Here is an 11935-nt window from a genome sequence, read left to right as displayed (position 1 = left end):
AGGTCCCGCGTCGGCCCGTCCACCGCCCGGCCCCGCGCTAAACCGTTGCCGCCAAGGCCGCCAGGATGCGGCCGGACGCCCGCCCATCCCAGAATTCCGGCCTGCGTCCCTGCTTGCCGCGCCCGGCCAGGATGGCTGTCGCTTCCGCCACGATCCGCGCCGGATCGACCCCGACGACGGTGTTGGTGCCCTCGTCCACCGTGACCGGGCGTTCGGTGTTCTCGCGCAGGGTGAGGCAGGGCACACCCAGGGCGGTGGTTTCCTCCTGCAAGCCGCCGCTGTCGGTCAGCACCAGCTTGGCATCCTTGAACAGGTTGAGGAAATCCATATAGGCCAAGGGCTCGGTCAGCACGACGCTGTCGGGGATGGCGATGCCGAATTTATCGAGGTTGCCACGGGTGCGTGGATGCACCGGGAAAATCAGCGGCAGCCGCTGGGATACCTCGGCCAAAGCCGCCATGATGCCGCCGAACACCTGGGGATCGTCCACATTGGAAGGCCGGTGCAGGGTGACGACGCCATACCCGGAAAAACGCTGCTTCAGCGGGGTGGTGCCCAGGGCGGCGGGTGGCAGGGCGGCGAGCTTTTCCACTTGGTGGAACAGATTGTCGATCATCACATGGCCGACGAAATGGATGCTGTCGCGGGGCTTGCCCTCGGCCAGCAGATGTTCAAGGCCGCTATTCTCGGTCACGAAGAACCAGTCGCTGATGGCGTCGGTGACGAGGCGGTTGATTTCCTCCGGCATGGCGCGGTCGCCGCTCCGAAGGCCGGCCTCGACATGGGCCACGCCGATATGCAGTTTCTTGGCGACGATGGAACAGGCCAGGGTGGAATTGACATCGCCCACCACCAGCACCAGATCGGGCCGGTCCCTGAGGCAGATTTCCTCGAAGCGGGTCATGATCCGGGCGGTCTGCTCGGCGTGCGAGCCGCTGCCAACCTCCAGGTGATAATCGGGCCGGGGGATTTCCAGCTCCTCGAAGAAGACATCGCTCATCGCCTTGTCGTAATGCTGGCCGGTATGCACCAGCTTGGCCTGGAACGGATAAACGCCGCGCCGGAGTTCCCGCAGGATCGGGGCGATCTTCATGAAATTGGGGCGGGCGCCGGCGACGATGAAGAGTTTTTTGGCAGCGGGGTTCACGGGTTTGCGCTCCTGGTGGGCGGACAAAAAGGAATCCGGTCATCGTACCGGAAAAATAGGGTTTTTCGAGCAGGGCCGGGTGTGGGTCGGCTTGGTTAGGACCGGGCCAGGGCTTGCAAGCGTTCCAGCCAGCTTGAAAAATGGGGGCAGGCCGCCCGGATGGCGGGGACACCGATCTTGTCCAGCAAGATCGGGCCGTCGGAGGTTTCCTTATAACCGATATCGAAGCTTTTCATACGCGCTTTGGGATGGGTATTCACGCCGTGATTGATGAGTTCCGGTTCGCCGGCTTTTTTCACAATCCCATCCATCGCCTTGGCCAAACGGCGCTGCCCGAAATGTTCGGCGACAATCTCCGGCGCGGAAAACAGCCAGGACTCGAACTCATGCAGCGCGAAAAAGGGGAGCAACTTGGGATGCTTGAATTCCGCCTTGAACCGCTCTTGCAGCGCGGCCACCTGGGCACGCGGGTCGCCAACCCCGCATATTTCCCCATACCCTGGAAAATCCTTGGGCCACCCATAGAAATCGAATAGGGTCGTAATCCAAGCATCGGAGTCGCGGGCCAATAACTCCATATTCTTACGCACCTCCCTCCACCGGCTGACGCCGCCTTGCTCGATGGGTTTTTGCATATACACCCCATGCCCGCGCAGAAAAGGAATCAAGGTCCGTTCGACGAAAATCCATTCGGAAGCTCCTTCCACCAAGATCAATACCCGGCTCACGGTTGGCCTCCGAGTACATTCTTGGTCCAAAGCTCGCCGAGGCTGTATTCATCGAGCCAGCCCCGTAATCCGTCCTCGTCCAAACGCCGGAAAGTCGTCTGTTTTCCATCGTTCTCGGCCACGATGATATCCTTGGGCGAAAACTGATCGAGCAGGTTGACCGATTGGGTCGCCAATATCACCTGTGACCTGTGGGAAGCGGCTTCTAGCATTTCCGCCAACAGCCGGATGGCGAAAGGATGCAAGCCCAATTCCGGCTCGTCCAGCAAAATCAAGGCGGGCGGGGTTGGTTGCAGCAGCAATGTCGCGAGGCAAATAAACCGCAAAGTCCCATCGGACAGGGAATAGGCGTCGAAATAGGCATCCGAACCTTTATGCCGCCATTCCAATTTGATTTTGCGTTCGTTCAGCCTCGACGGGGCCAGGACGAAACCTTCGAAGAACGGGGCCACGAGGCGGATATGTTCCTCGATATGGCGGAATTCGACCGGGTGCTTTTCTTGCAACCAATAGAGATAGGCTGCGAGATTCGCGGCATCGGGGCGGAGATAGCGATTATCGTCGATGTTGCAGATTTGCTTGGCGGGAGAAGCATCGGAGGTATCGTGGAAATGATGGATCAGCCAGTTCCATTCGAGTGGGAAGAAATGCTCAGCCGACCTATTTTGGAAAAACAAGCCTGATTCGCCTAGCGCTGTTTCCAAATGCTTTCGTGAAGCAGGTTCTTCCCAGAAATCCTCGCCGAACCAAACTTGTTCTTGCTCGAAAACCAAAACATCCCGCTCGGCCTTGAGCCTGATTTCATAGCGGTTCTGGCCTAGTTCCAAACCCACGGCTAGGAAAGGCGTCACCTTCCGGCCATGGTGCAGCAAACGGTCGGGTTCGCCCGCGACGAATAGCTGAAGATTCCTCGACCAAATCCGCTCCAACAGCCGGAACACCCCGATGAGATTGGATTTACCCGAACCATTGGCACCGATCACGACATTCAAATCGCCGAGTTCCAATTCGGCACCGGCAATCGACTTGAATCCTTCAATCTTGATCCTGCGCAAAGCCCGCATCGCCGTCCCTACCCTATCGCCAAAAGAAAAGGGATAACACCCGCGAAAGATGTTATCCCCGATGCGCGGGAAACCGCTATCCCTTAGAACAAACCGGAAATCCGCCCATTCCCATCCACGTCGATATGCTCCGCCGCCGGGACTTTCGGCAGGCCCGGCATGGTCATCATGTCGCCCGCGATGGCGACGATGAAACCCGCCCCGCTGGCGAGCCGCACCTCGCGGATATGGACATTGTGGCCGCTGGGCGCGCCCCGGACCGTGGCGTCGGTGGAAAACGACATCTGGGTTTTCGCCATGCACACCGGGAACCGGCCATACTCGGCGTTCCAGGCGTTCAACTGTTCGCGCACCTTGCCTTCGTAGCTCACGCTGCCCGCGCCGTAGATTTTGGTGGCGATGGCCTCGATCTTCTCGCACAACGACAAGCCGCCGTCATAAACAAACCGGTGCTGGCCCGGCGCGTTATCGACGATATCCGCCACCGCATGGGCCAAGTCCTCGGCCCCCGCCCCGCCCTGCGCCCAGTGCTTGGCCAACACCACCTTGACACCCAAGCTTTCGCATTTCTGGCGCAATAGTTCGATCTCGGCCTCGGTGTCGAAGGTGAAATGGTTGATCGAGACCACGCAGGGCAGGTGGTAATGGGTCTGGATATTGCGGACGTGCTTTTCCAGGTTGGCGAAGCCTTTTTCCAGGGCCGCCAGATTCTCCTGGTTCAGGTCTTCCTTCTTCACGCCGCCATGGAATTTGAGCGCCCTGAGGGTCGCCACCAGCACCACCGCCGAAGGTTCCAGCCCCGCCATGCGGCATTTGATATCGATGAACTTCTCCGCGCCCAGGTCGGCCCCGAAACCGGCTTCGGTCACGACATAATCGGCCAGTTTGAGGGCGGTCCGGGTCGCCATCACGGTGTTGCAACCGTGGGCGATATTGGCGAAGGGACCGCCGTGGATGATGGCGAGATTGTTTTCCAGGGTCTGCACCAGATTGGGCTTGATGGCGTCCTTGAGCAGGGCCGCCATCGCCCCATGGGCCTTGAGGTCGCGGGCATAGATCGGGGTTTTGCCGTCGGCCTTGTAGCCGATGACGATACGGCCCAGGCGCTCCTTCAAATCCTCGATGCCGCTGGCGAGGCAGAGGATCGCCATGACTTCGGACGCCACCACGATGTCGAAACCGTCCTCGCGGGCGTAGCCGTTGCCGGGACCGCCCATGCCGATGACGATCTTCCTGAGCGCCCGGTCGTTCATATCGACCACGCGCTTCCATTGCACCCGGCGCGGGTCGATGTGCAGTTCGTTGCCGTGGGTGATGTGGTTGTCGATCATCGCGGCCAGGAGGTTATGGGCCACGCCGATGGCGTGGAAGTCGCCGGTGAAATGCAGGTTGATATCCTCCATCGGCACCACCTGGGCATAGCCGCCGCCCGCCGCCCCGCCCTTGACGCCGAAGCACGGCCCCAACGAAGGCTCGCGGAGGCACATGATGGCCTTCTTGCCGATGCGGTTGAGCGCGTCGCCCAGGCCCACGGTGGTGGTGGTCTTGCCCTCGCCCGCCGGGGTGGGGCTGATGGCGGTGACCAGGATCAGTTTGCCATCCGGGCGGTCGCCGAGCGACTGGATGTAATCCAGCGACAACTTGGCCTTGTAATGGCCGTAGGGGTCGAGATGCTCCGCCGGGATGCCCAGCCGGTCTTGGGCCAGGTCGATGATGGGGCGCATTTGGGCTTGCTGGGCGATTTCGATGTCGGACATGGATTTCCTTCGTGCGATGGCCGCGCTGGGATGGCGCGTGGGGAAAACGGTGGGAATGCGCCCGGATGGGCGCTCCGGTTGAGGCCGAAGTTTAACAAGTTGGGGGGGGCAATTGATACCGAAGGGGGGTGTTGGCCGCGCCGTCCATGGCCCGTCGCCGGATGGGGGGATTCAAGGATTGGACCGGACTTTGACGAACCCGATACGGGTATTGTTGTCGGGATTCGGGTCTTGCTTCACGCCGAATACCCTGGCTTGGATGGATAGCGGGCCCTTCCGCTTGGGAACCACCGTGAACATCTGCTTGAGCTTCCTCCTCCGTTCGAGGGCGACCCCCACATCCTCGGGAAAAGCCCCGTCGTGAACGGCCTGGACCACATCGTTGAACAGGCAGGCCATCGAGATTCCCGGCTCCACCGGCCTACATTGATACAAGGCATCGGCGCCCGACAGGAAATCGACCTGTTTGGAAAAAGTGTATAGCACCCCCATGATCCCGGTCTGGCTTTGCCGGGGATTGACGAAGCGGGCGACGATGCGCACCGGCCTCCCCGCCCGGGGGGCTTTGGGGAAAGCCCCTATTTTCATGGCGAACGCGAGATCGTTCGCATCCTGGGTGCGATTGGCCGACCCCGCCGGGGTGGAAGCGTCCAGCGCCGTCCCGGGCAATAGATAAAGATCGGGGGTTTCAACCCGGCTGTCGTTATTGGAAGTATCGGTATCCACTTGGTCCGAACTGACCGTGGCGCGGATATAGGACGTGGCGCCCCGATAGAGCTGGTCGAAATCCATGTGGTAAACCCTGGTTTCGCCGGCGGCCAAATCGCCCAAGGGGCATTCGATCCAATCATATCCCGGCAAGGAAGCAAGGGCCCGGTGCGTGCATTCCGCCGGCAGATCGCTGGAAACCTCCCGCAGCAGGCCGATCCATTCGATATGCAACACCGTCCCCTGCGCGGCGGTGGAGCTATGGTTGGATAGGGTGACGGTATAGCCCAGGGTATCCTGGAACAAGGCGGGATCGTAATCGGTTCGCCCGGCCACCGACAAATCGGTCGTTATATTGGTATAGGCCGCCATCGCCCAAACCGCGTCGATAGGTGCCATCCACAGGCCGGCCAGGGTAATCATCATAGTGATGGATCGTAGCAACATCGTCTTCCCTACGGAAAATAGAGCCGACGCCACAAGGATATTCGTGATCGCCGGGTTGATCGCTTGGGACATCCCCCGCCATGGATTGTAACGGTCGATCCCGTTCCGCCGGACCGAACCAGACAGATTCCACCGGTCCCGCGCCCGGCTTCCCCGCGGTGGCAATTTAAGCCTCCAACCGCTATAAATAGCGTCGCCTCGACCCAGCCAAGACAGGGCCGGACAGGCCATGCGACCGACCGCGCCCGGTGGCGGACCTGCCGGCAAGGCCCGGCCCGCAGCCCAGGACGCCCGCACAATTCCAGGAAACGGCCTTGCATCCCTCCGATATCCGCCTCGCCCCTTCCCCGTGGACCGCCCGCTCCGGCTTGGCCTGCGCCTTGGCCCTCGCGCTGGGCGGGTGCGCCGCCCCGGAATCCCCCCCGGTCCTCCTGTCCGATGACATCCGCCCACCCCAGGCCGCCCCCGCGTCCAAGGCCCGGCCCGCCCCGACCACGTCTCAGGCGCAAGACACCCCGCTCACCCTGGACCGCGCGGTCCAGACCGCGCTGGCCGCCGATCCGCAAATCCGGGCCGGGTTCGAGAACGTGCGCCAGGCCGAGGCCGATCTGGTGACGGCGGGACTCCTGCCCAACCCGGAAGTGACCGCCGACCTGCTGATGATGCCCTGGGGCCAGCCGTTCCGACCGACCAAGCAGGGCGGCCCGGCCCAGACCGATGTGCTCGTGGGCTTCCCCATCGACTGGTTCCTGTTCGGCAAACGCGCCGCCGCCATCGTCGCCGCGCAAAAAGGCGTGGACGTGGCGACCGCCCAATTCGCCGACCTGGTGCGCCAGCGCATCGCGGGCACCATCGCGGCCTACTACGATGTGCTGGAAGCGCGGGAACAACTGGCCCTGGCGCGGGAAGACCTCGCCGACCTGTCTCAAGTACAAAAGGTCGTCGCCAACCGGGTGGCCTTGGGCGGGGTCGGCACCATCGAACTGGACCGGGTGCAAGTGTCGATCTATGGTGCCCAGCGCGAGGTGCGCTCGCGGGAAACCGCGCTGGCCGGGGCGCTCAGCCGCTTGCGGGCCTTTTTGGGGATGGCCGGGGAAGCCCCGGTCGAGGTGGCGGGCGATCTGGACGTGAACGCCCCCGCCGCGCCGCTCGCGCCGGAAGCCGCCTTCGCCCTGGCCGAGGACAACCGCCCCGACCTCGTGGCCCTGCGCCGCCAAATCGCCTTCGCCACGGCGGGCGTGGACCTGGAGGAAACCCGCGCCTATCCCGAGGTGCGGCCCAGTTTCGGCTATACCAACCAATTCCAGCACGAGATGGGTTTTCCCAACGCCGACTCCTGGAACATCGCCCTGCAAATGACGGTGCCGGTATTCGACCGCAACCAGGGCAATATCGCCAAGGCCCGCTCGGCGAAGACCCAGGCCGAACTCAGCCTGGGAGCCCAACTGGTCGCGCTCCGCGCCGAGATCGACCAGGCAGTCAAGGCCTACGCCGCCGCCCGCGACGCCCTCTTGCTGGACGATCCCGGCCAGCTCGAAGCCGCCAAGAACGTCCGCGACAAAATCCGCGCCGCCTACGAACTGGGCGGCAAACCCCTCATCGAAGTGCTGGACGCCCAACGCGCCTACCGCGAAACCTACCGGCTCCATATCGCCAGCCGCTCCGGCTATTGGCATTCCCTGCACGGGCTCAACGCCGCCGTCGGCAAACAGGTATTGCAATGATCCGTCCCACTGTCAAAGCGGCGACCGCGCTGGCCGTCCTGGCGCTCGCCACCGGCCTGTTCTGGCACTTTCCCAGCCTCGAAGCCAACGCGCCGCCCGCCGCGCCCCCGGTCGCCAATCCAGATAATCCGGCGGTGAGCCTGGCCGGGCCGGGCTTGGTGGCGGTGCGGCCAGGGAGCCTCCTGGAAAAAAAGCTGGAAATCGCGAAAGTGCGCCAGGAACGGCTGACCACGCCCCTGTTGTCGGTGTCGGGCGCAGTGATGGCGCGGCTCAGGGCCGGGGCGGGACCGATGGAGGACCGCTGGCAATTCAGCGGCATCGAACTGTCCGGCATCTACGCCGATTGGCAGAAGACCGGCACCGAGATGGAATTCGCCGCCAAGCAATTGAGCAAGACCCGCGAACTCACCGCCGCCCAGTACAACTCCCAGGCGCGGGTGGTGGACCGCCTGCGCAAGCTGGTCGCCACCGGCACCGAGGCCGTGCGCGACCTCACCTCGGCGGAAGCCAACCTCCTGCAAATGCAGCTCGAAGGCGAGAAAGCCGTGTTCGACGCCGAAAGCGCCCTGACCCAGGCCACCCACGCCCACGCCGACCTGGAACGCCGTTTGCTGCAAGCCGGCGTGGACCCGGATTTGTTGGAAAAAGAACCCGCCGGGGCGTCCCTGGTCATGGCCGACGTGCCCGAGGTCAGGATCAGCCAGGTCGCGGTGGGACAAGCCTGCGAAGCCCGGTTCTATGGCCTGCCGGGCCAGGTGTTCAAAGGCGTGGTGCGCAGCCTCGCGCCCGCGCTCTCCCCCGAACGGCGGACGCTCCGGGTGTTCTTCGCCCTCATGGACACGGAAGGCAAGCTCAAGCCCGGCATGTACGCCGAAATCGGCCTCGGCACCGACCCCCGTTTGGCGGTCCTGGCCCCCTCCGACGGCGTGCTGCACATCGGCGATACCGACTACGTGCTGAAGGCGGAAAACCCCGGCATCTGGCGGGTCAACCCGATCCAGGTCGGCGAGCGGGCCGGCGATTATGTGGAAATCCTGGGGGGGCTCAAGGGCGGCGAAACCATCGTCGGCACCGGGGCCATCCTGCTGAAACCCCTGGTGGTGCAATCCCTCTTGGCCGGACTGCGCGAAACCGAACACGGCGCGGTGGGGCAGCGATGATTCCCGCGCTGATCCGCGCCGCGCTGCGCTACCGCTGGATCGTCCTGATCGGCGTGGTGGCCCTGTCCCTGCTGGGGGTCTGGACCTTCACCCAGATGAAGATCGACGCCTACCCCGATATCTCGGCCCAGATGGTCCAGGTCATCACCACCTATCCGGGCCGCGCCCCGGAGGAGGTCGAGCGCCAAGTCACCCTCCCGGTCGAGATCGCCATGCGCAACGTGCCCAGGGTGGAAACCATCCGCTCGCGCACCATCTTCGGGCTGTCGGTGGTGCAGATGATTTTCGAGGAAGGCACCGAAAGCTATTGGGCGCGGCAACGGGTGCAGGAAAAGCTATCGAGCCTCGGCCTGCCCGACGGGGCCGATGCCGAGATGGGACCGCTGGCGACCGCCTATGGCGAGGTGCTGCGCTACGAACTGGTGTCGGATGGCCGCTTCGACCTGATGGAACTGCGCACCCTCAACGATTGGGTGGTGATTCCGCGCCTGCTGCGGGCGGCGGGCGTGGCCGAGGTCGCCAATTTCGGCGGCTATGCCAAGCAGCACGGCGTCCTGCTCAACCCGGCGCAGTTGCAGCGCTACGGGCTTTCGGTCAACGACGTGGTGGACGCCATCCAGACCAACAACCAGAGCGCGGGCGGCAGCGTGTTGTCGCGGGGTAGCATGTCCTTCGTGATCCGGGGCCGGGGGGCGCTACAGGACGAGGACGAAATCGGCTCGATCTTCATCAAATCCATCGGCGGCACGCCCATCTATGTGCGCGACGTGGCCGAGGTGCGGCTGGACGCCAAGGTGCCCGCCGGTATCTTCAGCAAGGACCGCACCGACGAGGCGGTCGAGGGCATCGTGCTATTGCGCAAGGGCGAGAACCCGTCGGAAGTGCTGGCGCGGGTGGAAACCGCCATCGCCGAACTCAACGGGGAAGGCTTGCCGGAAGGGGCCAAGGTCGCGCCCTATTACGACCGCAGCCATCTCATCGACAGCACCTTGCACACGGTCGGCCATAGCGTGGGCTTAGGGGTAGGCCTGGTGTTGTTGGTGCTGCTGGCCTTCTTCGGCCGCCCGTCCCTGGCCTTGCTGGTGGCCTTGACCATCCCGTTCTCGTTGCTGTTCGCCCTGGTGATGATGTATATCGCCGGTATCCCCATCGGCCTCCTGTCCATCGGGGCCATCGATTTCGGCATCATCGTCGATGGCGCGGTCATCATGTGCGAAAGCATCGCCCGCCGCCTGGACCTCCGGGAACACCAACCCGAGTCCGAACGCGCCAGCGTGCCGCAAACGGTGCTGGCCGCCGCGCTGGATGTGGAACGCCCGGTGTTCTTCTCGATCCTGATGATCGTCGGCGCCTTCCTGCCGCTGTTGACCCTGACCCGCATCGAGGGGCTGCTGTTCCGGCCCATGGCCTTGACCCTGGTGTTCGCCTTGGCGGGCGCGGCCTTGTTCGCCCTGTTGGCGGTGCCGGTGCTGTCGGCCTTCCTGTTCCGCAAAGGGTTCCGGGAATGGGAAAACCCGGCGCTGCATTGGCTGTCGGAACGCTACGGCGCTTTGCTCGGAATCCTGCTGCGCCAGCGCTGGCCGACCGTGGCCGGGGCCGGGTTGCTGCTCGTGGCCGTGTTGGTAAGCGTCGTGCCGCGCCTCGGCACCGAATTCCTGCCCTATATGGACGAGGGCGTGGTCTGGGTCCGCGCCAATTTCCCGGAAGGCACCTCGCTGCAAATGACCGCGCATTTCGGCCAGCGCCTTCGGGAAATCGCCCTGGAATTCCCCGATATCGAATTCGCCGCCGCCCAGACCGGCCGCAACGACAGCGGCACCGACCCCTATCCCCCCAGCCGCATCGAGATGATGGTGGGACCGAAACCCCGCGACAGCTGGACCCAATTCCACCGCAAGCAAGAACTGGTGGCGGCGCTGGGGGCGCGGTTCCGCGAGGAATTCCCCACCACCCGTTTCAATTTCACCCAGCCCATCATCGACAGCGTGACCGAGGACACCAACGGCACCTCGGCCAATATGGCGATTGAGTTCTCGGGCTCCGATTCCGACGTGCTGCTGGACTTGGCGCGGCAGGCGGAAACCTTGCTGAAACAAGTACCCGGCGCGGTGGACGTGAACATCGAGCAGGAAGGCCCGCAGCCGCAATTGGTGATCCAGCCCGACCGCTCCCTCTGCGCCCGCTACAACGTCCGCATCGAGGACGTGACCCGCTTGATCGACACCGCCATCGGCGGAGCGCCCATCGGCAGCTTGTTCGAGGGCGAGCGGCGCTTCGATATCGTGTCGCGCTTCGCCCCGGAATACCTCCGCTCGCCGCAGGCGCTCGGGCGCTTGCCGGTCTACAACGCCGATGGCATCCCGATTCCCTTGGCCCAGGTCGCCCGCATCGATATCGTCGATGGCCAGACCATGATCGCCCGCGCCGATGGCCGCCGCCGCCTGACCGTGCGCAGCGATATCGTGGGCCGCGACCAGGGCGGTTTCGTGGCCGAGGCGCAGCGGAAGTTCGAGGGGCAAATCCAGGTGCCGCCGGGCTACCGCGCCACCTGGCTCGGCATGTTCGAGAACCTCAAGCGGGCGGGCGGGCATTTCGCGCTGCTGGTCCCGGTCACCATCGCGGTGATCTACGTGCTGCTGCTCGCCATGTTCGCCTCGCAGCGGGCGGCGTTGATCCTGCTGCTGGCGATCCCCTTCGCCTTCGTGGGCGGGGCCGTCGCTTTGCACCTCCGGGAGATGAACCTAAATGTCTCGTCGGGGGTGGGTTTCGCCGCCGTGTTCGGGGTATCGATCATGAACGGGGTGTTGATCGTGCGGACCATCACCGATTTGCGGCTCCAGGGCACGGCGTTGGAAGACGCCATCCTGCGCGGGTCGGTCCGCTGCCTCAGGCCCATCCTGATCGCCTCGCTGGTGGCGATCCTGGGGCTGGTGCCCGCGTCCTTGGCGACCGGGCTGGGCTCGGATGTGCAACGGCCCTTGGCGACGGTGATCGTCTGGGGCTTGTTCAGCGCCACGGTGATGACCTTGCTGTTGGTGCCGGTGTTGTACCGGCTGTTCGTGCCGCGGTTGCCGGTGGCGGACAACGGGCGCGGGGAATGGGAAGGGATTTAAGGGCGGACCCATCCGCCCGGTAGTAACCCCGCCTCGATTATTTCCCGCCACCGACTAAACTACTATAGGCCCGGCCTCCGTGCCCGC

At 63.9% G+C, this 11935-nt stretch carries 8 protein-coding genes; 3 read left to right on the top strand and 5 right to left on the bottom strand.

What is annotated here, in order from left to right; translation table 11 throughout:
• Positions 1–37: 37 nt before the first annotated feature.
• From wecB to K5658_RS11195, 5 genes are all read right to left on the bottom strand, one after another.
• The gene (wecB, locus tag K5658_RS11215; RefSeq protein ID WP_246628428.1) at positions 38–1147 is read right to left on the bottom strand and encodes a non-hydrolyzing UDP-N-acetylglucosamine 2-epimerase; all 1110 of its coding nucleotides are present in this window, start codon (positions 1145–1147) and stop codon (positions 38–40) included.
• Positions 1148–1242: 95 nt separating this feature from the next.
• Positions 1243–1875, bottom strand: coding sequence for a DUF4276 family protein (locus tag K5658_RS11210; protein WP_221063224.1), 633 nt, complete (start codon positions 1873–1875; stop codon positions 1243–1245).
• The gene (locus tag K5658_RS11205) at positions 1872–2939 is read right to left on the bottom strand and encodes an AAA family ATPase (RefSeq protein ID WP_221063223.1); all 1068 of its coding nucleotides are present in this window, start codon (positions 2937–2939) and stop codon (positions 1872–1874) included. Before K5658_RS11205 ends, K5658_RS11210 begins: the two co-directional genes overlap by 4 nt.
• 83 nt (positions 2940–3022) lie before the next feature.
• Positions 3023–4696, bottom strand: a complete 1674-nt coding sequence (locus K5658_RS11200) for a formate--tetrahydrofolate ligase (protein WP_221063222.1) — start codon at positions 4694–4696, stop codon at positions 3023–3025.
• A 171-nt stretch (positions 4697–4867) separates the two neighbouring features.
• A complete protein-coding gene (locus K5658_RS11195; protein ID WP_221063221.1) occupies positions 4868–5851 on the bottom strand; it encodes a DUF11 domain-containing protein in 984 nt (327 codons plus the stop codon).
• A gap of 314 nt (positions 5852–6165) precedes the next feature.
• Here K5658_RS11195 and K5658_RS11190 point away from each other — a divergent pair, with 314 nt between their 5' ends.
• The 3 genes from K5658_RS11190 to K5658_RS11180 are packed head-to-tail and all read left to right on the top strand — an operon-like array spanning position 6166 to position 11848.
• Complete coding sequence (locus K5658_RS11190; RefSeq protein WP_246628427.1) at positions 6166–7575, top strand: TolC family protein; 1410 nt, start codon at positions 6166–6168, stop codon at positions 7573–7575.
• Positions 7572–8735 carry an efflux RND transporter periplasmic adaptor subunit gene (locus K5658_RS11185; RefSeq protein ID WP_221063220.1) on the top strand — a complete coding sequence of 388 codons (1164 nt, stop codon included), beginning with the start codon at positions 7572–7574 and terminating at the stop codon, positions 8733–8735. The genes K5658_RS11190 and K5658_RS11185 overlap by 4 nt, the downstream gene beginning before the upstream one ends.
• A complete protein-coding gene (locus K5658_RS11180) occupies positions 8732–11848 on the top strand; it encodes an efflux RND transporter permease subunit (protein ID WP_221063219.1) in 3117 nt (1038 codons plus the stop codon). The genes K5658_RS11185 and K5658_RS11180 overlap by 4 nt, the downstream gene beginning before the upstream one ends.
• Positions 11849–11935: the final 87 nt, after the last annotated feature.

It is taken from the genome of Methylomagnum ishizawai (assembly GCF_019670005.1).
Taxonomy (GTDB): Bacteria; Pseudomonadota; Gammaproteobacteria; order Methylococcales; family Methylococcaceae; genus Methylomagnum; species Methylomagnum ishizawai.
This window is presented reverse-complemented; position numbering and strand designations above follow the sequence as displayed.

Bases quoted from the DNA above. Each gene is read 5' to 3' on its own strand.
- K5658_RS11205 (WP_221063223.1), bottom strand. From the start codon at position 2,939: ATGCGGGCTTTGCGCAGGATCAAGATTGAAGGATTCAAGTCGATTGCC.
- K5658_RS11200 (WP_221063222.1), bottom strand. From the start codon at position 4,696: ATGTCCGACATCGAAATCGCCCAGCAAGCCCAAATGCGCCCCATCATC.
- K5658_RS11195 (WP_221063221.1), bottom strand. From the start codon at position 5,851: ATGTTGCTACGATCCATCACTATGATGATTACCCTGGCCGGCCTGTGG.
- K5658_RS11185 (WP_221063220.1), top strand. From the start codon at position 7,572: ATGATCCGTCCCACTGTCAAAGCGGCGACCGCGCTGGCCGTCCTGGCG.
- K5658_RS11180 (WP_221063219.1), top strand. From the start codon at position 8,732: ATGATTCCCGCGCTGATCCGCGCCGCGCTGCGCTACCGCTGGATCGTC.